This window comes from Streptomyces sp. SolWspMP-5a-2 (genome assembly GCF_900091845.1).
In the GTDB taxonomy this organism is placed as follows: Bacteria; Actinomycetota; Actinomycetes; order Streptomycetales; family Streptomycetaceae; genus Streptomyces; species Streptomyces doudnae.
In genome coordinates this window covers 1-20,857 of record NZ_FMCI01000336.1, presented here as the reverse complement: position 1 = coordinate 20,857, position 20,857 = coordinate 1, and the positions used below count along the sequence as shown (strand labels likewise).

The 20,857-nt window shown below is 74.9% G+C and carries 20 protein-coding genes and 1 other RNA gene; 11 read left to right on the top strand and 10 right to left on the bottom strand.

Features of this window, described 5'->3' with window-relative positions:
* The first annotated feature begins 139 nt into the window (after positions 1-139).
* Complete coding sequence (locus GA0115242_RS33265; RefSeq protein WP_370672340.1) at positions 140-1,570, top strand: MFS transporter; 1,431 nt, start codon at positions 140-142, stop codon at positions 1,568-1,570.
* A 196-nt stretch (positions 1,571-1,766) separates the two neighbouring features.
* On the opposite strand, the gene GA0115242_RS33260 is transcribed toward GA0115242_RS33265, so the two are convergent.
* Positions 1,767-2,399 carry a response regulator transcription factor gene (locus tag GA0115242_RS33260; protein WP_093835212.1) on the bottom strand — a complete coding sequence of 211 codons (633 nt, stop codon included), beginning with the start codon at positions 2,397-2,399 and terminating at the stop codon, positions 1,767-1,769.
* A gap of 67 nt (positions 2,400-2,466) precedes the next feature.
* Positions 2,467-3,819 carry a sensor histidine kinase gene (locus GA0115242_RS33255; protein WP_107461555.1) on the bottom strand — a complete coding sequence of 451 codons (1,353 nt, stop codon included), beginning with the start codon at positions 3,817-3,819 and terminating at the stop codon, positions 2,467-2,469.
* A 564-nt stretch (positions 3,820-4,383) separates the two neighbouring features.
* On the opposite strand from GA0115242_RS33255, the gene GA0115242_RS33250 reads away from it, so the two are divergent.
* The 3 genes from GA0115242_RS33250 to GA0115242_RS33240 all read left to right on the top strand — a co-directional run bounded on the left by GA0115242_RS33250 (position 4,384) and on the right by GA0115242_RS33240 (position 7,519).
* Positions 4,384-5,244: a MaoC/PaaZ C-terminal domain-containing protein gene (locus GA0115242_RS33250; protein ID WP_093835175.1), complete on the top strand. Its 861-nt coding sequence runs from the start codon at positions 4,384-4,386 to the stop codon at positions 5,242-5,244.
* 248 nt (positions 5,245-5,492) lie between these two features.
* A complete protein-coding gene (locus GA0115242_RS33245; protein WP_093835173.1) occupies positions 5,493-6,569 on the top strand; it encodes a Zn-dependent alcohol dehydrogenase in 1,077 nt (358 codons plus the stop codon).
* Positions 6,570-6,580: 11 nt separating this feature from the next.
* Entirely contained in the window at positions 6,581-7,519 is a 939-nt protein-coding gene (locus GA0115242_RS33240; protein WP_093835171.1) for a 3-oxoacyl-ACP reductase, read from the top strand.
* Positions 7,520-7,705: 186 nt separating this feature from the next.
* Here GA0115242_RS33240 and GA0115242_RS41030 read toward each other — a convergent pair whose 3' ends face one another.
* Complete coding sequence (locus GA0115242_RS41030; RefSeq protein WP_093835169.1) at positions 7,706-7,861, bottom strand: hypothetical protein; 156 nt, start codon at positions 7,859-7,861, stop codon at positions 7,706-7,708.
* Between the two features lie 103 nt (positions 7,862-7,964).
* The gene (locus tag GA0115242_RS33230; RefSeq protein ID WP_237549451.1) at positions 7,965-9,413 is read right to left on the bottom strand and encodes a hypothetical protein; all 1,449 of its coding nucleotides are present in this window, start codon (positions 9,411-9,413) and stop codon (positions 7,965-7,967) included.
* A gap of 197 nt (positions 9,414-9,610) precedes the next feature.
* On the opposite strand from GA0115242_RS33230, the gene GA0115242_RS33225 reads away from it, so the two are divergent.
* From GA0115242_RS33225 to GA0115242_RS33215, 3 genes are read left to right on the top strand one after another with little or no spacing between them, the layout of a single operon-like run.
* Entirely contained in the window at positions 9,611-10,459 is an 849-nt protein-coding gene (locus tag GA0115242_RS33225; protein ID WP_093835167.1) for a Nif3-like dinuclear metal center hexameric protein, read from the top strand.
* Entirely contained in the window at positions 10,456-11,199 is a 744-nt protein-coding gene (locus GA0115242_RS33220) for a zinc ribbon domain-containing protein (protein WP_202556208.1), read from the top strand. Before GA0115242_RS33225 ends, GA0115242_RS33220 begins: the two co-directional genes overlap by 4 nt.
* A 12-nt stretch (positions 11,200-11,211) precedes the next feature.
* Positions 11,212-12,504 (top strand): bifunctional RNase H/acid phosphatase, encoded by a 1,293-nt coding sequence (locus GA0115242_RS33215; protein WP_093835165.1) that lies wholly within the window; start codon positions 11,212-11,214, stop codon positions 12,502-12,504.
* A gap of 100 nt (positions 12,505-12,604) precedes the next feature.
* On the opposite strand, the gene eda is transcribed toward GA0115242_RS33215, so the two are convergent.
* The 4 genes from eda to GA0115242_RS33195 form a co-directional block, all read right to left on the bottom strand.
* Positions 12,605-13,297: a bifunctional 4-hydroxy-2-oxoglutarate aldolase/2-dehydro-3-deoxy-phosphogluconate aldolase gene (gene eda / locus GA0115242_RS33210; protein ID WP_093835163.1), complete on the bottom strand. Its 693-nt coding sequence runs from the start codon at positions 13,295-13,297 to the stop codon at positions 12,605-12,607.
* Positions 13,298-13,571: 274 nt separating this feature from the next.
* The gene (yaaA, locus tag GA0115242_RS33205; protein WP_093835161.1) at positions 13,572-14,354 is read right to left on the bottom strand and encodes a peroxide stress protein YaaA; all 783 of its coding nucleotides are present in this window, start codon (positions 14,352-14,354) and stop codon (positions 13,572-13,574) included.
* 90 nt (positions 14,355-14,444) lie between these two features.
* Positions 14,445-15,050, bottom strand: a complete 606-nt coding sequence (locus GA0115242_RS33200) for a hypothetical protein (RefSeq protein WP_093835159.1) — start codon at positions 15,048-15,050, stop codon at positions 14,445-14,447.
* A complete protein-coding gene (locus GA0115242_RS33195; RefSeq protein WP_093835157.1) occupies positions 15,047-15,802 on the bottom strand; it encodes a MerR family transcriptional regulator in 756 nt (251 codons plus the stop codon). The genes GA0115242_RS33200 and GA0115242_RS33195 overlap by 4 nt, the downstream gene beginning before the upstream one ends.
* Before the next feature lie 78 nt (positions 15,803-15,880).
* Here GA0115242_RS33195 and rnpB point away from each other — a divergent pair.
* Together rnpB and GA0115242_RS33185 are read left to right on the top strand one after the other, a co-directional pair.
* Positions 15,881-16,280: RNase P RNA component class A (gene rnpB, locus GA0115242_RS33190), an RNA gene on the top strand.
* A gap of 205 nt (positions 16,281-16,485) precedes the next feature.
* Positions 16,486-17,004, top strand: coding sequence for an AMIN-like domain-containing (lipo)protein (locus tag GA0115242_RS33185; protein WP_176729957.1), 519 nt, complete (start codon positions 16,486-16,488; stop codon positions 17,002-17,004).
* A 96-nt stretch (positions 17,005-17,100) separates the two neighbouring features.
* On the opposite strand, the gene GA0115242_RS33180 is transcribed toward GA0115242_RS33185, so the two are convergent.
* Together GA0115242_RS33180 and GA0115242_RS33175 are read right to left on the bottom strand one after the other, a co-directional pair.
* Positions 17,101-17,370, bottom strand: coding sequence for a hypothetical protein (locus tag GA0115242_RS33180; RefSeq protein ID WP_093835155.1), 270 nt, complete (start codon positions 17,368-17,370; stop codon positions 17,101-17,103).
* 114 nt (positions 17,371-17,484) lie between these two features.
* A complete protein-coding gene (locus GA0115242_RS33175; protein WP_093835153.1) occupies positions 17,485-18,039 on the bottom strand; it encodes a DoxX family protein in 555 nt (184 codons plus the stop codon).
* Between the two features lie 390 nt (positions 18,040-18,429).
* Here GA0115242_RS33175 and GA0115242_RS33170 point away from each other — a divergent pair, with 390 nt between their 5' ends.
* On the top strand, positions 18,430-19,419 hold the full coding sequence (locus tag GA0115242_RS33170; protein ID WP_093835151.1) for an aldo/keto reductase: 990 nt from the start codon (positions 18,430-18,432) through the stop codon (positions 19,417-19,419).
* 333 nt (positions 19,420-19,752) lie between these two features.
* The coding region (locus GA0115242_RS33165; RefSeq protein WP_093835207.1) for a D-alanyl-D-alanine carboxypeptidase family protein at positions 19,753-20,857 on the top strand (1,105 nt) is incomplete at its 3' end.

Below are 20,857 nucleotides of genomic sequence, written 5' to 3'. Positions count from 1 at the left end.
GGCGTAGGCGGCCGGTCTTGGCGGCGGGCGTAGGCGGCCGGTCTCGACCGCGGGCCTCTACGGCGGGCTTTCGGCGGCGGGTCTCGACGGTGGATCCCGACCGGGGGCTTCTGCCGCGGGCCTCGGCGGCGGTGGGAGCATGGCCGTCATGCTCGAAGCCGCTGACGTCACCCGCCGCCCACCCACCCGCACCGCACCCCCTACCTGGCTCGTCGTCGCGCTCGCCTGCGCGGGCCAGTTCCTCGTCGTCCTGGACGTCTCCGTCGTCAACGTGGCGCTGCCGTCGATGCGCGCCGACCTCGGTCTGGACGCCCAGGGACTCCAGTGGGTGGTGAACGGCTACGCCATCGCCTTCGCGGGATTCATGCTGCTCGGCGGCCGGGCGGGCGACCTCTACGGCCGCAAGCGGATGTTCCTCGTCGGGCTCGCCCTGTTCACGCTGGCCTCGCTGGGCGGCGGCCTCGCCCAGCAGGGCCCCGAACTGCTCGTCGCACGGGCCGCGCAGGGGCTCGGTGCCGCGGTCCTCGCGCCCTCGACGCTCACGCTCCTCACGGCCGCCGTCCCGGAGGGCGCCGCGCGGGCGCGGGCCATAGCCACCTGGACCGCGGTCGGCGCGGGCGGCGGCGCGGCCGGTGGACTCGTCGGCGGACTGCTGGTCGACGCCCTGTCCTGGCGCTGGGTCCTGCTCATCAACGTGCCCGTCGGCGCCGTGGTGCTGGTCTGCTCGCTGCGCTGGCTGCCGGAGAGCCGCAACGGGGGCGGCCGCCGCCTCGACCTGCCGGGCGCCGTCCTGGTCACCGCCGGACTCGCCACCCTCGCCTACGGCATCTCGCAGACCGAGGCGGCGGGCTGGACGGCGGCGGCCACCCTGCTGCCGCTGGCCGCCGGGCTCGCCCTGATCGGCCTCTTCCTGCTGGTCGAGGCCCGTTCGGCGGCCCCGCTGATGCCGCTGGGGCTCTTCCGGGCGCGGGCGGTGTCCTCGGCCAACGCGGCCATGTTCCTCAACGGCTCCGCGATGTTCTGCATGTGGTACTTCATGACCCTGTACGCGCAGAACGTCCTCGGCTACAGCCCGCTGGAGGCCGGTCTCGCGCTGATACCCAGCTCGCTCGCCGTGCTGCTCGGCTCCAAGTCGGCGCCCCGCTTCCTGCCCCGGTTCGGCGCCCGCGCGGTCGCGGTGACCGGCACGCTGATCGCGGCGGGCGGGTTCGCCTGGCAGTCGGCGATGACCCCGCGCGGCGACTACCTCACCGAGATCATGTTCCCCGGGATCCTGATGATGCTGGGCGCGGGGCTGACGGCGACCCCGCTCGCCGCGCTGGCCACCTCGGGCGCGGCACCCGGAGAGGCCGGGCTGGTCTCCGGGCTCGTCAACACCTCGCGCACGATGGGGGGTTCGCTCGGGCTCGCGGTGATGTCGACGATCGCGGCGGCCCGCACCGGGTCCGCCACCACCGGCCAGGCACTGACGGAGGGGTACGCGCTGGTGTTCCGGACCGGCGCGGGGGTGCTGCTGGCCGGGGTGGTGCTGATGACGCTGTGGCTGCCACGCCGACCGGCATCGGTCTGACGGCATCGGTCTGACGGCGCCGGTTCGGCGGGACCGGGCTGTCGGCGTCTGTCTGACGGTGCCGGTTCGGCGGGACCGGGCTGTCGGCGTCTGCCTGACGGTGCGGGTCTGTCGGCGTCGGCCTGTCGGTGTCGGCCCGACGGTGACGGTTCGGCGGTGCGGGTCTGATGTCTGGGGGCCCGGGGCCGTCCGCGGGTCACAGCCAGCCGCGGGTGCGGGCCTCGCTCAGGGCCTCCGTGCGGTTGCGGGTGCCCGTCTTGCCGATCGCCGCCGACAGGTAGTTGCGGACCGTCGACTCGGAGAGGTGCAGCCGCGCCGCGACGTCCGCGACCGTCGCGCCGTCCGCCGACGCGGCGAGGACGTCCCGTTCGCGGGGCGTGAGCGGATCGGGGCCCGCGGCGAGCGCGGCGGCGGCCAGCGCCGGGTCGATCACCGTCTCCCCGGTCAGGACCCGGCGGATCGCGGCCGCCAGCTCCTCCACCGGGCCGTCCTTCACCAGGAAACCGGCGGCCCCGGCCTCCATCGCCCGGCGCAGGTACCCGGGGCGGCCGAAGGTGGTGAGGATCAGCACCCGGCACTCCGGGACCTCGTCGCGCAGCAGCGCCGCCGCGTCCAGGCCGCTCAGGCCGGGCAGTTCGATGTCCAGCAGGGCGACGTCAGGACGGTGGGTGAGCGCCGCGTCCACGATGGTGTCACCCCGGCCGAGCCGGGCCACGACCTCGATGTCCGGTTCCATGCCGAGCAGCAGGGCGAGCGCGCCCCGCATCATTCCCTGGTCCTCGGCGAGCAGGACCCGCACGTTCCCCCTCGGCCGGTGCTCCCGCGGCATCTCGTTCACGTCATCAGGGTAGGCCGCGTCCGGCGCCGGGACCGCGTCACTTCCCGCGCGGACGACGTCAGTCGAGGGGGCCGCCCGCCCCGGGCTCCCCGGCCGTCCCGGGCTCCCCGGCCGTCCCGGACCCCGGGGTGTCGCCGCTCTCCAGCGGAAGTTCGGCGACGACGGTGAAACCGCCGCCCGGCGCCGGGCCCGCCGTCAGCGAACCGCCCGCCGCCGCGAGCCGCTCGGAGAGCCCCTTGAGACCGGTGCCGCCGGACGAGCGGGGCCTCCCCGGCGTCTCGGACGCGGTGGGCGTGCCAGACGGTGCGGGTGATGCAGGTGATGCGAATGATCCGGACGTATCGGACGTGCTGGGTGTGTCGGGGGATCCGGGTGTGCCGGGGGATGCGGCGGGTGCCGGGCCCGGTCCGTCGTCCGTGACGGTGAGCCGGACCCGTTCGGCCCGCCCGGTCAGGGCGATCGCGCAGCGCGCTGCCCGGCTGTGCCTGACCACGTTGGTGACGGCCTCCCGCACCACCCAGCCGAGCAGCGCCTCGGACTGCGGGGAGAGCGGCTCGCCCGAGCGGGTCACCTCCGGCTCCACCCCGGCGGCGCGCAGCGCGGAACAGGCCGAGTCCAGCTCCGTCGCGAGACTGCCCTCCCGGTACCCGGTGACGGCCTCGCGGATCTCGGTGAGCGCCTGCCTGCCCACCGACTCGATGTCCGTGATCTGGGCGAGGGCCGCGTCCAGGTCGCGCGGGGCGAGCCGCCTGGCCGCCTCCGACTTCACCACGATCACCGACATGGTGTGCCCGAGCAGGTCGTGCAGATCGCGCGAGAACCGCATCCGCTCCTTCTCCACCGCCTGCCTGGCCAGCTTCTCGCGGGCCGCGTGCAGTTCGCGGACGGCCTCGGAGAGGGAGAGGATCGCCGCCGTCACCATCGTCGAGAGGAACGTGCCGTAGGCGATGTTCACCGCGTCCCAGCCCGCCCGGTACGCCGAGACCACCGCCGCGAGCGCGGTCAGCGCGAGGCCGACGCGCCCCAGGTTCGGGCCGCGCAGGACCGCGCCGGTGGCGAGCCCGAGCAGCGGGAAGAAGTACAGCCAGCTTCCCCCGTAGCCGATCGCCAGGGCGCAGGTGACCAGGCCCATCACCAGCAGGCACCACCGGGTCGACGGCGCCTCGCGCCGCCTGCGGTCGAAGGCGCGGAAGGCCACGGAGACGTAGAGCGAGTTGAAGACCAGCAGGCCGATGGCGCCGACCCACGGGTTCGGGGTCTTGCCCTGCCACAGGTTGGAGAAGGCGCCCAGCCCCATCAGCAGCCACGGCAGCAGCGAGAACGCGGTCGGCGGCGGCCCCGGGTCGACCTGCTCCCCGGTGGTCCGCGCCCGCTTGCGCGCCGCGCGGAAGGCCCGCATGTCGGCCCGCATGGCCGCCCGCCGCGCGGACCGCTCCGCGCGCCCCCGGGCCAGCCCGGCGCCGATTCCCCGGGCCAGCCGTGCGGCGAGTCCCAGGGCCGTGCGGTCGGTGCCTTCCCGGGCCCGGCGGTCGGTGCGTCCTCGGGTGCTCGGCATGTCCTCGCTCCGTTCGTGCGGTCCTGCGGGACCCGCGGGGGCCACCACCATCGCACCGGCCGCCGCACACCGGCCGGACGCCTCTCCCGGGTCGTTCTGTCCTGCCGTCGACGCTACGGAACAGGGCGCCCGGCGCGGCAGATGCGGATGTACGGACCCGGCCGGGACAAATGTCACGGGCCCCGCGCTCCGGCCCCCGACCCCCGCCCGGCGCACCGGCCGTCCGGCCGTGTCCGGCCACCCGAACGGGAGCTGACGGTGCGTCAGCAGCCTTCACAAGTGGGGAGCGCTCGGCTATACAGGGGGCGCCGGACTGGAACGCGTTCTAGGTCGGCCCGTGGCGACCTCGGTGCGACCGACGGTGCGGACGGCCGCGCCGAGGTCTTCAAGCGTCCGACCACCGTGAGTGTCAGGAGCCGTATGCCCATCGACGCAGCGAAGGCCCTCGCCGCCGAACCCCGGACCGGCGAGATCGCCTGGACCCGCAAGGACGTCCTGCTGTACCACCTCGGCCTCGGCGCCGGGACGCCCGCGACCGACCCCGGCGAACTCCGCTACACCCTGGAGTCCCGGCTGCACGTCCTGCCGAGCTTCGCCACCGTCGCGGGCAGCGGCTCGCCCGGGGTGATCAGCGGCCTCTCCATGCCGGGCGTCGACGTCGACCTCGCCCGTGTCCTGCACGGCGGTCAGAGTCTCACCCTGCACCGCCCGATCCCGGTCGAGGGTGCCGCCACCGCCACCGGCCGGATCGCCGCCGTCCACGACAAGGGGAAGGCGGCCGTCCTCGTCATGCGCACCGAAGTCGCCGACGAGCAGGGCCCGTTGTGGACCAACGACGCCCAGATCTTCGTCCGCGGCGAGGGCGGCTGGGGCGGCGACCGCGGCCCGGCCACCCGGCTCGCCCCGCCCGGCGGACCGCCCGACCGCACCGTGGAGCGCACCGTGCGCGAGGACCAGGCGCTGCTCTACCGTCTGTCGGGCGACTGGAACCCGCTGCACGCCGACCCCGACTTCGCGAAGCGCGCCGGTTTCGACCGGCCCATCCTGCACGGGCTGTGCACCTACGGCATGACCCTCAAGGCGGTCGTCGACACCCTGCTGGACGGCGATCCGTCCCGGGTGCGCTCCTACGCCACCCGGTTCGCCGGGGTGGTCGTGCCGGGCGAGACGCTGCGCATCCGCATGTGGCGGCCGGACGGCGGCACGGTCCGGGTGGAGGTCGGCGCGGCGGACCGTGACGACGCGCCCGTCCTCGCCGACACCGTCGTCACACACACCTGACCCGACTCGACCAGACCGGACTCAACCCGATTCAAACTGATTCAACCCGATTCGACCTTGCTCGACCCGACCCGAGCGGGCGGGCGGGCGCGACCGGGCCGGTCCCGGGGACGGACGCACCGCACCGCACCGAGCAGAGCAGCACGACCGGACGGACCGAGCAGAGCAGCACGACCGGACGGACCGGGTGGATCAGACCGCTCGGCCCGGCCGATGTGACCCAGTGGGCAGTTGAGGGGAGCCGCAGCATGCGCGCAGCCGTACTGCACGAGATCGGCCAGGACAAGCTGGAGATCCTCGACGACGTCGAGGCGGTGGGCTTCGGGCCCGGCCGGGTCAGGATCCGGATCAGGGCCACCGGCCTGTGCCACTCGGACCTGTCGGCGATGAGCGGGGTGCTGCCCCAGCCCGCGCCGTTCGTGCCGGGCCACGAGGGCGCGGGCGAGGTCGTCGAAGTGGGGGAGAACGTCCGCCACTTGAAGGCGGGGGACCGGGTGGTCGTCTGCTGGCTGCCCGCCTGCGGCGCCTGCGCGGCCTGCAAACGCGGCCAGACCCAGCTCTGCCTGGCCGGGTTCATGAACGCGGGCACCCCCAACTTCAAGCGGGCGGGCCAGGACGTCTTCGGCTTCGCGGGCACCGGCACCTTCACCGAGGAGGTCGTCGTCGACGCGGGCTGCGCGGTGCCGATCCCCGACGACGTGCCCTTCGACATCGCCGCGCTGATCGGCTGCGGTGTCACCACCGGACTCGGGGCCGCCCTCAACACCGCGGACCTGACGGCCGGTTCGTCGGTCGCCGTGATCGGCTGCGGAGGCGTCGGGATCTCCACCGTGCAGGGCGCGCGGCTGCGGGGCGCCGCCGAGATCGTCGCCGTCGACCCGGTGGAGGCCCGCCGGGAGGCCGCGCTCAGGTTCGGCGCCACCCGGGCCGTCGCCCCCGAGGAACTGGCCGACGCCAAGCAGCAGGTCACCGCGGGGGAGGGGTTCGACTACGTCTTCGAGGTCGTCGGCCGCTCCGCCACCGCCCGCACGGCCTACGAGAACACCCGGCGCGGCGGCACCCTCGTCGTCGTCGGCGCGGGCGCCCTCGACGACCATCTGCGGCTCAGCATGTTCGAGCTGTTCTTCGACGAGAAGCGCATCCTGCCGTCCCTGTACGGCGGCGGCGACGTCCTGCGCTCCTATGAGCGGACCATCGCGCTGTGGCGGGCCGGGCGCATCGACCTGGAGGGGCTGATCACCCACCGGGTGCCGCTGTCCGGCATCGACGAGGCGCTGGAGCAGATGCGCACCGGCACGGCCCTGCGCACCTGCATCGAGATCTGACGGAGGTCCCCGTGTCGCTGCCACTCGAAGGACTCTCCGCGATCGTCACGGGCGCCGGACGCGGTCTCGGCCGCGCCGAGGCGCTCGAACTCGCCCGGCTCGGCGCCCGCGTCGTCGTCAACGACGTCGGCGTGCCGGGCCGGGACGGCTCGGGCGCGGCCAGCGCGGGCCCCGCCGAGGAGGTCGCCGCCGAGATCCGCGCGGCCGGCGGCGAGGCGCTCGCCCACACCGGTGACGTCGCCGACTTCGCGCGGGCCGGTGAGCTGGTCGGCGCGGCGGTCGACGCGTTCGGCAGGCTGGACGTCCTGGTCAACAACGCGGGCATCCTGCGCGACCGGATGGTCTTCTCGATGTCCGAGGACGAGTGGGACTCGGTGATCCGGGTCCACCTCAAAGGGCACTTCAACACGACCCGGTTCGCGGCCGCGCACTGGCGGGAGCGCGCCAAGGCGTCCGGCGCCCCGGTCTACGGGCGGATCGTGAACACTGCGTCGGAGGCGTTCCTCGCCGGGTCGGCCGGCCAGCCCAACTACGCGGCGGCCAAGGGCGGGATCGTCGGTCTGACCACCTCCACGGCGCTGGCCCTCGCCAAGTACGGGGTCACCGCCAACGTCATCTGCCCGCGCGCCCGCACCCGGATGACCGAGGACGTCTTCGCCGGGTTCGGCGTCCCGGGCGACGGGCCCGACCCGCTCGCCGCCGAGCACGTCGCACCGCTCGTCGGCTACCTCGCGGGACCGGCAGCGGCCCGCATCAACGGCCAACTCGTCGTCGTCCACGGCGGGATGGTCGCGATCGTCGAACGGCCGCGGGTGCGGGCCAAGTTCGACAGCGCCCAGGACACCTTCGACTACGCCGAGCTGGACGCCCTGCTCACCCCGCACTACGCGGAACGCCCGGCGGACGAGACGTTCGCGGCGGCGGAGGTGCTGACGCTGAAACGGGGGTGACGGCAGCGGGAGTTGAGGCGACGCCCACGGGGAGCGGACGCTGACGGGAGAAGGGCGCTGACGGGAGAAGGGCGCCGACGGGAGGAGGGCGCCATCGGGAGGGGGCGCCAGCGCCGGCGAATGCCGTGGGCCAACGGGAAGGGGCGGTCCGCCGAACGGCGGACCGCCCCTTCCTCTGCGTCGTGCTCAGGCCGATGCCGCCCCGGCGGGCGCCGGCTTGCGGTGCCGACCGCTGGGGGCCGTGCGGCCCTCCTGGGCGGAGACCTCGCCGCGGTGCCTGCCGTTGCCGACGTCCTGCTGGTCGTCGCCGGACGGCGTCTGGGTCGTGCTGGAGTCGCTCATCGGAAGAATTCACCCCGTCAACATGATCTTTCTAACAGCCGACGATTTTAGCGGCCCGCCTCCCCGCCCCATCCAGCCGCCCGCGCCGACCGGCACTGTTTCGTTACAAGCGCCCGAGCGGGGCCTCCCGCAGCGGTACGGGACGGGGGACGGAGGGAGCGGGAGGAGCGGGGGCGGGGGCGCCGGGCTCGGTGGGCTCGGCCGGTTCAGCGGCCTCCACGGGGACGACGGGCACTGTGAGTTCGGCGGGCTCGGTGGCCTCGGCGGCCTTCGCGGGCTCGGTCGGCGCGGCGGATCTCGCGGTCTCGGTGGGCTCGGCGGATTCCGTGGGCTCGGTCGTCTCGGTCGTCTCGGCGGGCTCGGTGGCCCCCGTGGCCCCCGTGACCTCCGTGGCCCGCGTGACCTCCGTGACCCCCGGGCCCCCCGTTGCCCCCTCGACCCCCGTGACCCCCGTTGTCCCGATCGGTGGCGTCGTCGGTGCCGTGCCGTGGCGTTCCTCCCAGGGTGCCGTCACCCTGGCCACCCCGCAGGGCATCTCCCCGGTGGTGTACGGCAGTTGCAGCACGCCGTCCCTCGACCACAGCCCGGCGTCCGCCAACCACCCCGCGGGCGCCGGGAAATGCTGGACCTGCCGCCGGTCCGGGCGCCAGACGCCGATCCAGCGGCCCATCGGCCCGTCCACCCGCACCGCCACCGCGCAGCTCTCCGGGGTCAGCACCTGGCCGGGCTGGATCGCGAACGGCGTCAGCTCGCAGTCCGGCGGTCGCAGGCTCTCCGGGAACCGCACCGGCAGGGTGCTGCCCAACACCCCCCAGCCCAGCCGCCGTTCACCGGGCGACGGTGCGTCCGAGCGGATCAGCAGCAGCCCGCTGTCCGGGTCCGCCATCACCAGCCGGTCGTCGCTCTCGGCCGCGATCTGCAGCAGCGGCGACACCTCGCCCCCGCGCTCCAGATCCACCACCACCGTCTTGGTCCGGCCGCCGACCTCCCGGTCCAGGGCGAGCAGCCGCCCGGCGCGGTCCAGCCAGACCCCGCCCGAGCAGCGGCCGGGGATCTCGGCGACGTGCTCGGGCCCGAAGGCGCCGCCCGCCACCAGCCACACGGTGCTCGAACGCCGTCCCACCGCGAGGGCGTACGCCTTCTCGCCGCACGGCGCGGGTGGCAGCAGCCGCAGCCCGGCTCCGCCGTCCGGGCACTCGACGGCCCCGATCAGCAGCTCGCCGGTGTCGGGCCCGGTCGGGTAGAGCAGCGAGAAGACATGGCGCCCGGCGGTCGGACGGCGGATCAGCACCCGCCCGTCGGACATCGGCTGCACCTCGGTGCCGGGCTCCTCGGGCTGGTTGCCGGGCAGCGGCACCGCGTACGGTTCCGGGCCGTCCAGGGTCCAGCGCTCCGGGAACCAGGACTCGCCGTCCAGGGCGAGGCGGGCGGCGTAGGCACCGTCGGCGGTGATCGCGCAGGGCGCTCCGCCCGCGCCGTCCGCCGGGGTACGGCGGTCCGGCGCGGTGCCGTCCTCCCCGGTCGTACCGGACTCGATCGCACAGGCCGTCATCGTCTGGTCACCTCCGGCCACGAAGCTAGTTTTCGGCCGAACGGGCCGTGGACCGTGGGGCCGCCCCTTCACACATACGGGTGGTGCCGGAACGATTCGCCAGAGGAAGCGGAGGCGGGTGTGCTGACCGGGGCGTCCGCGCGGACCAGGGCCCCGCACCGGTTCAGCGCCGCGGATCAGACAGGTAGCCTTTTCCCGTGCCCCGTCTGTCTGAAGTCATCGCCGCGCTGGAGAACCTGTGGCCCGCCGCGCGGGCCGAGTCCTGGGACGCGGTCGGCACGGTCGCGGGCGACCCCGACCAGGAGATCTCCCGCGTCCTGTTCGCCGTCGACCCGGTCCAGGAGATCGTCGACGAGGCCGTGCGGCTCGGCGCCGACCTGCTGGTCACCCACCATCCTCTGTATCTGCGCGGGACGACGACGGTCGCGGCCCACACCTTCAAGGGCCGCGTCGTGCACACCCTGATCAAGCACGACATCGCCCTGCACGTCGCCCACACCAACGCGGACACCGCCGACCCGGGCGTCTCGGACGCGCTGGCCGGGGCCCTCGGGCTGCGCGTCGTGCGCCCCCTGGTGCCGGACCCGACCGACCCCGAGGGCCGCCGCGGCCTCGGCCGCGTCTGCGAACTCGACCACCCGGTCACCGTCGGCGAGCTGGCCGCCCGCGCCGCCGTCCGGCTGCCCGCCACCGCGCAGGGCATCCGCGTCGCGGGCGACCCCGACGCCACCGTCCGCACGGTCGCCGTCAGCGGCGGCTCGGGCGACAGCCTCTTCGACCACGTCCGCGCGGCCGGCGTCGACGCCTTCCTCACCGCGGACCTGCGCCACCACCCCGCGTCCGAGTTCCTCGCGGACCGCGCCCACCGACCTCTCGCGCTGCTCGACGCGGCGCACTGGGCCACCGAGTGGCCCTGGTGCGAGCTGGCGGCGACCCAGCTCGACGAGATCTCCGACCGCCACGGCTGGGACCTGCGCGTGCACGTCTCCCGGACGGTCACCGACCCCTGGACCAGTCACTCCCCTTCACCTGGAGCCCCCAACTGAACGCCGCGCCCGCTGACCAGATCCGCCTTCTCGACGTCCAGGCCCTCGACGTCCGCCTCCAGCAGCTCGCGCACCGGCGCCGGTCGCTGCCCGAGCACGCCGAGATCGAGTCGCTGACCAAGGACCACACGCAGTTGCGGGACCTCCTGGTCGCCGCGCAGACCGAGGAGAGCGACTGCTCCCGCGAGCAGACCAAGGCCGAGCAGGACGTGGACCAGGTGCGCCAGCGCGCCGCCCGCGACCAGAAGCGCCTGGACACCGGCGCCGTCACCTCGCCCAAGGACCTGGAGAACCTCCAGCGCGAGATCACCTCCCTCGCCAAGCGCCAGGGAGACCTGGAGGACGTCGTCCTCGAGGTCATGGAGCGCCGTGAGTCCGCGCAGGAGCGGGTGGCCGAGCTGACCGAGCGGGTCGGCGCCGTCCAGGGCAAGATCGACGACGCGACCGCCCGCCGCGAGGCCGCCTTCGAGGGGATCGACGGCGACGTCGCGACCGCCACCAAGGAGCGCGAGGTCGTCTCCGCGACCGTCCCCGCCGACCTGCTGAAGCTCTACGACAAGCTGCGCGGCCAGCAGGGCGGCATCGGCGCGGCCAAGCTGCACCAGCGGACCTGCCAGGGCTGCCGCCAGGAGCTGGCGATCACCGACATCAACGAGATCCGCGCGGCCGCCCCCGACACCGTCGTGCGGTGCGAGAACTGCGGCCGCATCCTGGTCCGCACCTCCGAGTCCGGCCTGTAAGGAGCCTGCGCCGTGCGGGAGTTCATCGTCGAGGCGGACGGCGGGTCGCGGGGCAACCCGGGGCCCGCGGGCTACGGCGCCGTGGTGATCGACGCGGTCACGGGGGAGACGGCGGCGGAGGCGTCCGAGTCGATCGGCGTCGCCACGAACAACGTCGCCGAGTACCGGGGACTGCTCGCCGGGCTCCGCGCGGCCCACGCTCTCGACCCGGCGGCCACGGTGCACGTCCGGATGGACTCCAAGCTCGTCGTGGAGCAGATGTCGGGCCGCTGGAAGATCAAGCACCCCGACATGAAGCCGCTCGCCCTGGCGGCGTCCCGCGTCTTCCCGCCGGACCGGGTGACGTTCGAGTGGATCCCGCGCGAACGCAACAAGCACGCGGACCGCTTGGCGAACCGGGCGATGGACGCGGCGGCGTCGGCCGACGCGCCGTCGGCCGAGGGGACGGAGGTCGGCGCCGCGGAAGCCGGAACCACGGCCGGTGCCGCGAAAGCTGGAACCGCTGCCACAGCCTCTTCCTCCTCCTCTTCCTCCGCTTCCTCTGTTGCCCCCGCTGCCGAGCGCGAGGCCGCCGGTGCCGGTGCCGGTGCCGGTGCGGCCGACGACGGTGGTACCGGGGCGGCGGCCGATCGGCGGGCGGCCCGGGTCGTCGCCGCCCCCGGCTGGGCCCCGGCCGACATGGGAGCGCCCGCCACCCTGGTGCTGCTGCGGCACGGGGAGACTCCACTCACCCCGCAGAAGCGGTTCTCCGGAAGCGGCGGGAGCGACCCCTCGCTCTCCGACACCGGCCGGGAGCAGGCCCGCCTGGCCGGGGAGGCGCTGGCGCGGCGCGGGACCGTGCAGGCGATCGTGGCGTCACCGCTGGCCAGGACCCGGGAGACCGCCGGGATCGTCGCCGCGCGCCTCGGGCTCGACGTCCGGATCGAGGACGGCCTGCGCGAGACCGACTTCGGCGCCTGGGAGGGCCTCACCTTCGGCGAGGTCCGCGACCGGCACCGCGCGGACCTGGACGCCTGGCTCGCCGACCCCTCCGTCGCACCGACCGGCGGCGGCGAGAGCTTCGAGACGACGGCCGCGCGGGTCGCCGCCGCGAGGGACCGGCTTATCGCCGCGTACGCGGGCCGCACGGTGCTGGTCGTCACCCACGTCACGCCCGTCAAGACGCTGGTCAGGCTGGCCCTCGGCGCGCCGCCCGAGGCCCTGTTCCGGATGGAGCTGTCGGCGGCCGCGTTCTCCGCCGTCGCCTACTACGCGGACGGCAACGCGAGCGTCCGCCTCTTCAACGACACGTCGCACCTGCGCTGACCGGGCCGGTCTCCGCAAGCCTGCGGAAGCCTGCGCAGGTCACCGGACGTTTCCGTAAGTCTCCGGGAGCCTCCGATGACCTATGACAGGGGGACGACGGTCATCCGCGCGGTCGGCCGAGCCCCGCCGCCTCGCGGGCCAGGGCCTCGATCCGGGACCAGTCGCCGGAGGCCACCGCGTCCCCGGGCAGCATCCAGGTCCCGCCCACGCAGCCGACGTTGGGCAGCGCCAGGTACTCGGGGGCGTTCGCCGCGCCGATGCCGCCGGTCGGGCAGAACCGTGCCTGCGGGAGCGGTCCGGCCAGTGACCGGAGGTACGCCGTGCCCCCGGCCGCCTGCGCCGGGAAGAACTTCATCTCCCGCACCCCGCGCTCCAGCAGCGCCACCACCTCCGACGTGGTCGACACCCCCGGCAGGAACGGCACCCCGGAGGCCCGCATCGCGTCAAGGAGCGTGTCCGTCCAGCCGGGGCTGACCAGGAACCGCGCCCCGGCGGTCACCGCCTCGGTCACCTGGGCGGGCGTGATCACCGTCCCGGCCCCGACGACGGCGTCCGGGACCGCGTCGGCGATCGCCCGGATCGCGGCCGGTGCGGCGGGCGTGCGCAGGGTGACCTCGATCGCGGGCAGCCCACCGGCGACCAGGGCCCGCGCGAGCGGTACGGCGTCGGCGGCGTCGTCGATCACGACGACGGGCATGACGGGCGCGAGCCCCAGCACGGAGGGAGCCGACGCGGCGGAGCCGGGGGCGGGGGACGGCGAGGGGGACGGAGAGGGCGAGGGGGTAGCGGCCATGACCGTCATCCTGCCTACGCGAAGCACCCTGCGCAAAGAGTGTTGCGCAGGGTGCAATCGGGCGACCGGGTGCGGGTGCGGGTGCGGGTGCGGGGCGGGGGAAGGACGTCTCCCCCATACGGGCTCGGCCGCCATGGACCCGCCCGAGCCGTAGACCGCTCGGAGCCGGAGCCGGAGCCGGAGCCGGAGCCGTAGCCCGGGAGCCGGAGCCTGGACGGGGGGACCGGGGGACCGGGGGTCCGTGGGACCCAGGTTGGGGTCTGGGGCGGGGCGGTCAGTGGATCTCGGAGACCAGCACGTCCAGCGCCCAGGGGCGCCCGGCCCGCTCCGGGGCCTGTGCCTCCACCTCGTGGCCGAGGTCCCGCAGCGCGTCCACCAGGTCGGCGGGGCCCGAAGGCACCGTCCCCGCCGTCAGCAGGCTGCGCACGATCCGCCCCTTCGTCGCCTTGTTGAAGTGGCTGACGACCTTCCGGGTCGGCGCGTGCAGCACCCGCACGGTCGCCGTGCGGCCCGCGACCTCGCCCTTGGGCTTCCAGGCGGTGGCGTACGCGGCCGAGCGCAGGTCGAGGACGAGGCCGTCGCCCGCCGCCTCGGGCAGCACGTCCGCCATCGGCGCCCGCCAGTGCCCGCCGAGCGCTCCGAGGCCCGGCAGTCGCACGCCCATCGAGCAGCGGTAGGAGGGGATGCGGTCGGTGACCCGGACCGCGCCCCACAGCCCGGAGAAGACCAGCAGCGACCGCGCGGCCCGTTGCTTGGCCGCCGCGTCGAGGGAGGCGAGGCCGAGGGCGTCGTAGAGGACCCCGGTGTAGATCTCGCCCGCCGGTCGCGCCCCCGCGGTCCGCAGCCCGGCGTTCTTGGCGACCTCGCCGCGCAGGCCCTCGCTCAGTCCGAGCACCTCGCGCGCCTTCTCCTCGTCGCCCGCGCACAGCTCGACCAGCTCGCCGAGGACCGCCTCGCGGGCGGTGGCGAGACCCGGCAGCGACAGCGACTCCGGCTTCAGCGGGGTACCGCGTCCGGACGGTGCCTTGCCTTCGGACGGCGGCAGCAGGACAAGCACGGAGGATCTCCTTCGGTTCGAGCTCTGCGCCAGCGTACGGCGTACCGGCCCGCGCCCGCCCGCCCGCGCGCGGGGGCCGGGGACGCGGTCTCACCCGACGGGGCCGGGCGGCAGCGGGGAGAGCGCGGCCCGCGCCCGCTCGACCGCGCGGACGACGGCGTCGGCGTCGTCGGCCTGGAAGCGGACCAGGCGGATCTCCCGGCTGCGCCCGAGGACCGTCAAGTGGGTGACGGGCCGGGCGAGTTCGAGGGTGACGGAGGTCTGCGCGCCGACCGGAAGGTCAAGTTCGCCGTCCGCCCGGGTGTGGGTGGCGCGCGACTCCCGCCGCACCGAGGCGATGTCGGCGAGCGGTACCGGCAGATCGACCTGGGCGGACTGCCGCACGCGCAGCAGCTCGCCGTCCAGGAGATGCGGCCGCACGACGGAGGCCGCGTGCAGCGCGACGGCGAACAGGACGCCGTAGACGTCGAGTACGAGCATCACCGTGTGAGCGACGGGGTGGTGGCGCAGCAGCACGGCCATCCCGGCCGTCTCGACGGCCCCGGCGAAGGCGAGCCCGAACAGCATCGCGCCCTGCCCGCGCGCGTAGCCGAACTCCTGCCCGTCGAGCGGGAGTCGGCGGCGCGGCAGGAGCCATCGGGCGAGACTCCCGAACAACAGGGCCTGGTGGCGCAGGACACCGCGCGCGGCCCTCACGCCCCACGCTCCCCGAGGAGACGCAGCGCCCGGCGGAACGCCTCGCCCTGGGCGGGGTCGACGTCCGCGTACAGCGCGCGCAGCAGACCGTTGTCCTGGTCGACGTCGATGGCGTCGGGCAGCAGCTCGCGGGGGACGCACGCGGCGAGCCGCCGGGCCGCCTCGTCCACCCGGGGGTCGGCGGGATCGGCCCCGGCCAGCGCGTCGAGCACCGCGTACGCCTCGGTGGTCAGCGCCATCGAGGCGGGCGAGGCGACCACGGCGGAGAGCCTGGCCAGCAGCCGCCGCCGGTCCTCGGGGGCGGCGCCGGTGTCGATCAGGGCGAGCATCTCGCGGTCCCGGGCGGCCGAGGGCGATCCGGCGGGCGGCGCGGTCCGGGCGAACAGCGCGGCCAGCTCGGGGGAGAGCGGGGCGTCGTCGGGGAGGGGGCCGTCCGAGTCCAGCAGGGCGCGGAGCCGGGCCCGGCGGTCCCGGATCGCCGTCTCCTGCCGGGCCAGGTCCTGGTCCAGCTCCTCCAGCACCTCCACGAGGTCGCGGCCGGTGTCGTCGGCGAGGACGTCCCGGACCTCGGCGAGTCCGAGCCCCAGCTCCGTCAGCCGCCTGATCCGGGCCAGCGCGACGGCGTGCCGCAGGGTGTAGTCCCGGTAGCCGTTGGCCAGCCGGTCGGGCTCGGGGAGCAGGCCCTCGTGGTGGTAGTGCCGCACGGTCCTGGGGGTGACCCCGACGGTGGCGGCGAGTTCTCCGATCCGCATGGGACCAGTAGAGACGTTGACGCGGCGGCAGGGTCAAGCGCGCCGCCGACCGCCCGGTACCATGGTCCGTACGGCAGACGAGCCGGGCGGACGGCCGCGTGGAGCCCCCAGGGGTTCCCCGAGGAACGTCCGGACTCCACAGGGCGAGGTGGTGGCTAACGGCCACCCGGGGTGACCCGCGGGACAGTGCCACAGAGAACAGACCGCCGGGGATCTCGGTCCCCGGTAAGGGTGAAACGGTGGTGTAAGAGACCACCAGTGCCCAGGGTGACCTGGGCAGCTAGGTAAACCCCACCTGGAGCAAGGTCAAAAGGAAGCACCCCGGTGCTTCTGCGCGGACGTTCGAGGGCTGCCCGCCCGAGTCCGCGGGTAGACCGCACGAGGCCGGCGGCAACGCCGGCCCTAGATGGATGGCCGTCTCCCGGCCGGCCGCGAGGCCGCCCGGCGACAAAATCCGGCGTACAGCCCGACTCGTCTGCCGCCTCCTCTCCCGGCCTGCACAGGAGCGGCCTCCGCGGCCCACGGGATCACCGGCGGGGGGGGAATCCGGGGGGAGACGGAGCGCCGGGAGATCTCAACCGCCGTCCAGCGGAAGACGCAGGTGCCGTGAGGCCGCCGCACAACCTTCCGCGAGGCCGTCCGTCTAAGCAGACACACATCTGCGCGCACCGCTGGGGGCGACCATGCGACGGTTGGGCACGGCACTGATCTCGATCATCCTGGCGGGCGGCGGCCTGCTGGCCCTCCCGGCCCCGGCCGGGGCTGCGGACTGCGGCGTGACGTGGGGGAGCCTGGACAAGTCCGGTGCCTCCGCCGTCCCGGCGCGGCTGACCGGCGTACGGGCCGGGCGGCACGCGTGCTGGGACCGCCTGGTCCTCGACGTCGCGGGGACGGACCCGATCGGCTACTCCGCGCGCTACGTCGACGTCCTGCGGCAGGACCCGTCCGGCGCGGTCGTCCCGATCGCGGGCGGGGCCGTCCTGGAGATCTCCCTCCACGCCCCGCGCCACGACAGCGCGGGCCAGCCCTACCCGCCGCTCCCGGCCGCCGACGTCACCGGGTTCACCACGTTCCGGGAGTTCACGTTCGCGGGCGGTTCGGAGGGTTACACCCAGACCGGCCTGGGCGTCCGTGCCCGGCTGCCGTTCCGCGTCCTCCAGTCGGCCGACCACCTGGTGGTGGACGTGGCTCACACCTGGTGAACCCGGGGTGGGGCCAGGGGGGCGATCTCGCAGGCGTGCAGCGCGGCGTGACGAGAGGGCAACCCGTGTGTGCCGGGAGCTCCGGGAGTATCGAGGTCAAGCGTTCGGGATGTCCGGCTTCGCCGCGATCAATGTTGCTCTCGGGATCACGACGAGCCGTTCGTCGGCGCCGATCGACACCCCCTCCGGGAGTCTCCCGCGCAGAGCGTCGGTGAGATCCCGGCCGATCACGACCACGTCGCCGTTGTCGAGCTCCCAGATGTCCGGGCAGTCGGGGTTGTCGGTCGTGACTCCCAACTCCTGCGGCGTCCTCCCCAGACGCCGACTGAAGTCCGCGGTCGGATCGGCTTCCCAGGGCCTGGTCATGACCGTCTCCTTCTTTGAGTCCCGTCTGATCCGGACTCTAGCGCTCGGGTCGCGAGTCCGGCCATGCCGGGAACGTGCCCTTCCTGAGCTGTGCGGGCGGTCGACCGTCTTCCCTCACCCCTCGAACAACTCCCCCTGTTCCCCCTCCTCCCGCGGGTCCGTCGTGACCCGGCGGTGGCGCAGGGTCACCACCGTCGCCGTCACCGCTGCCGTCACCGCCAGGGCCACCGGGACCATCCAGTCCCGGTTCACCGTGTGGCCCAGTGCGTGGTCGAGGGAGAGGCGGCCCGGACCCGTCACCGCCAGGGACGCCGCCGCCGTGCCGAGCAGTGCCGGGTACTCGTAGCCACCCGCCTGGCTGAAGAAGCCGTTCGGGGTGTGCAGGGCCGCCGCGCCCGCCATCGCCCCGGCCGCCGCCGCGCCCGCCGCCGGGGTCGCCAGGCCCAGCGCCAGCAATGCGCCGCCGCCCATCTCCGCGAGGCCCGCCGCCGTCGCGCTCGCCTTCCCCGGGCGGTAGCCCACGGACTCCATGAACCGGCCCGTCCCCTCGATGCCGTGCCCGCCGAACCAGCCGAACAGCTTCTGCGCGCCGTGCGCCGCCAGCACCCCTCCGGCTCCCAGCCTGAGCAGCAGCAGTCCCAGGTCACGTCGGTCGCAGCAGCAGGTCATGGTGGCTCCAGGGCAGACGGGGACAGGACAGGCCCTCCCACCGTCGCACCCGGCGGGTCCCCCGGCCGGGTGCGCGCCGCCGTCCGGGTGGCCGGGGCAGGAGGCAGGGGAGGCAGAGGGCAGGGCAGAGGACAGGGGGACAGGGGAGAGAGGACAGGGGTGGCTGGGAGGTGCGCGGGCGCTCGCCCCGGCCGTGCTCGGGGCGGGCTGCCCGGCTTCTCCCCGGGCGGGCCTCCTCGCGGTCTCCCCGCCCCGGTCTCCCCGCGGTGTCCCCCGGTCTCCCCACCCCGGTCTCCCCGCGGTGTCCCCCGGTCCCCCGACCCGGTCTCCCCGCGGTGCCCCCCTTCTCCCTTGTCCTCGCGTGCGCTTCAACTCCTACGCTGCGGCCGCATGATGACCGACAGGACACTCGGACGCAGCGGTATCGACGTCAGCGCGCTCGGCTTCGGCTGCTGGGCCGTCGGTGGTGAGTGGAGCGACCTCGACGGCCGACCGCTCGGCTGGGGGAAGGTCGACGACGACGAGTCCGTGCGGGCCGTCCGGCGCGCTCTCGACCTCGGCGTCACCTTCTTCGACACCGCCGACACCTACGGCGCCGGACACAGCGAGCGGATCCTCGGCCGCGCCCTCGGCGCCCGGCGCGACGAGGTCGTCGTCGCCACCAAGTGGGGCAACCTCTTCGACGAGCGCACCCGCACCCGCACCGGCGCCGACGACTCGGCAGGCCACGCCCGCCGCGCCCTCACCGCCTCCCTCACCCGCCTCGGCACCGACCGCGTCGACCTCTACCAACTCCACCTCGGGGACGTCGCCCCCGACCGCGCCCTCGAACTGCGTGACCTGTGCGAGGAGTTCGTGCGCGAAGGGCTCGTCAGGGCCTACGCCTGGAGCACCGACGACCCCGACCGCGCCGCCCTCTTCGCCGCCGGGCCGCACTGCGCCGCCGTCCAGCACGCCGCGAACGTCCTCCAGGACGCGCCCGCGATGTTCGCCCTGGCGGAGCGGGCCGGGGTCGCGAGCGTCGTGCGCAGCCCGCTCGCCATGGGGCTGCTCACCGGCAAGCAGGCCGTCGGACGGGCCCTCGGCGCCGGGGACATCCGTCACCTCCCGCCCGCCTGGCTCGCCGGGTTCACCCCGGGCGCGGGCGCCGACGCCGCCTGGCTGGAGCGCGTCGAGGCGCTGCGCGACCTCCTCACCTCCGACGGCCGCACCCTCGCCCAGGGCGCCCTCGGCTGGCTGTGGGCGCGCAGCCAGCGTGCCGTCCCGATCCCCGGCTTCCGCTCCGTCGCCCAGGCCGAGGAGAACGCCGGGGCGCTGGCGAAGGGGCCCTTGACGTCCCGTCAGCTCGCCGAGGTCGAGGCCGTCGTCGGACGGAGGTGAGGCGCGCGACGACGGTCCGGCCCGGATGCCCCGGGATCGGCCCGCCCCGCCTGCCGGCCGACCTCCGGCTGCCTTCGCACCGGCCCGGCCCATCCCCGGCTCGGCCCGTCCCCGGCTCGGCCCGTCCCCGGCCCGGCCCGTCCCCGGCCCGGCCCATCCCCAGCCCGGCACGACCCCATCTCAACTCAACCCACCCCTCGTCTCGCCCAGCCCGCCCCGTTCCACCCCACCCCCCCCGCGCCCCCGCATCGGAATCCCTCGGACAGGTAATCTCCCGGTCATCGGTGGGCCACTGCCAGGAAACCGCTGTTCAGTGCGGTGTACGGTCCCCTGATGCACGAGACCTCTCCGCTCACCCGGCGTGCCGCGCTGGGGATGGCGGCCGCCGTGATCCCGTTCGCCGCGGCCCCCGCGCACGCCGCGACCGCCGTCGGTGGTGCCCGGCTGGCCCGTGACGGGGTCCAGGGCGGCGGTCCGCCGGGGAAGCTCTCCGCGGCGGCCTGGCTGGTCGCCGACCACGACAGCGGGGAGGTGCTCGCCGCCTACCGCGCGCACCACGCCCTGGCGCCCGCGTCGACGCTGAAGATGCTGTTCGCCGCCACCGTGCTGACGAAGTTCGCCGCGACCGAGCGGCACACCGTGACCGACGCGGACCTGGCCGACGTCCCGGCCGGATCGAGCCTGGTCGGGGTGAAGGCCGGACTCACGTACACCGTCGAGCAGTTGTGGCAGGGCGTCTTCCTGCGGTCGGGCAACGACGCCGTCCACGTGCTGGCCCGGATGAACGGCGGGATCGAGCGGACCGTCGCCGAGATGCAGGCCCTCGCCGACGACCTCCAGGCCCGTGACACCCGGGTGGTCAGCCCCGACGGGTTCGACCACCCGGGGCAGCTCTCGTCCGCCTACGACCTCACCCTCTTCGCCCGGCACGGGCTGCGCGACGCGCACTTCCGCGCCTACTGCGCCACCCGCGGCGCGGACTTCCCGGCGGGCGGCGGCAGGACGTTCCGGATCCAGAACACCGACCGCCTGCTCACCGGCGAGCTGGGAGTGGCGCCGTACCAGGGGCTGATCGGGGTGAAGAACGGCTACACCAGCGACGCGGGCAACACGTTCACCGGCGCCGCGACCCGGGACGGCCGGACGCTGCTGGCCACCGTCATGCATCCGCGCAGCGGCTACAACGCCGTCTACGAGGAGACCGCGGCGCTCCTCGACTGGGGCTTCGGGCGAAGCAGCGCGGCGAACCCGGTGGGTGTCCTGGTGCCGCCGCTGAGCGAGGGCGGGGTGAAGGCCGAGACCGGGGCGGCGGTCGGCGAGGGGGCGCCGGGCCGGGCGGCGCGCGGGGAGAGCGGCGGGCGTTCCCCGTGGGGCGTGCTCGAAGGCGCGGGCGGGGCGATCGCGGTGCTGGCCGGGGGCGCGTGGGCGCTGCGCCGGC

Coding starts and splice junctions, on each gene's coding strand:
- GA0115242_RS33180 (WP_093835155.1), bottom strand. CDS start 17,370: ATGACCAGGCCCTGGGAAGCCGATCCGACCGCGGACTTCAGTCGGCGT.
- GA0115242_RS33170 (WP_093835151.1), top strand. CDS start 18,430: ATGATGACCGACAGGACACTCGGACGCAGCGGTATCGACGTCAGCGCG.
- GA0115242_RS33230 (WP_237549451.1), bottom strand. CDS start 9,413: ATGACGGCCTGTGCGATCGAGTCCGGTACGACCGGGGAGGACGGCACC.
- GA0115242_RS33250 (WP_093835175.1), top strand. CDS start 4,384: ATGCCCATCGACGCAGCGAAGGCCCTCGCCGCCGAACCCCGGACCGGC.
- GA0115242_RS33260 (WP_093835212.1), bottom strand. CDS start 2,399: ATGCCGCGGGAGCACCGGCCGAGGGGGAACGTGCGGGTCCTGCTCGCC.
- GA0115242_RS33245 (WP_093835173.1), top strand. CDS start 5,493: ATGCGCGCAGCCGTACTGCACGAGATCGGCCAGGACAAGCTGGAGATC.
- eda (WP_093835163.1), bottom strand. CDS start 13,297: ATGGCCGCTACCCCCTCGCCCTCTCCGTCCCCCTCGCCGTCCCCCGCC.
- GA0115242_RS33265 (WP_370672340.1), top strand. CDS start 140: ATGGCCGTCATGCTCGAAGCCGCTGACGTCACCCGCCGCCCACCCACC.
- GA0115242_RS33195 (WP_093835157.1), bottom strand. CDS start 15,802: ATGCGGATCGGAGAACTCGCCGCCACCGTCGGGGTCACCCCCAGGACC.
- GA0115242_RS33175 (WP_093835153.1), bottom strand. CDS start 18,039: ATGACCTGCTGCTGCGACCGACGTGACCTGGGACTGCTGCTGCTCAGG.
- GA0115242_RS33185 (WP_176729957.1), top strand. CDS start 16,486: ATGCGACGGTTGGGCACGGCACTGATCTCGATCATCCTGGCGGGCGGC.
- GA0115242_RS33255 (WP_107461555.1), bottom strand. CDS start 3,819: ATGCGGGCCGACATGCGGGCCTTCCGCGCGGCGCGCAAGCGGGCGCGG.
- GA0115242_RS41030 (WP_093835169.1), bottom strand. CDS start 7,861: ATGAGCGACTCCAGCACGACCCAGACGCCGTCCGGCGACGACCAGCAG.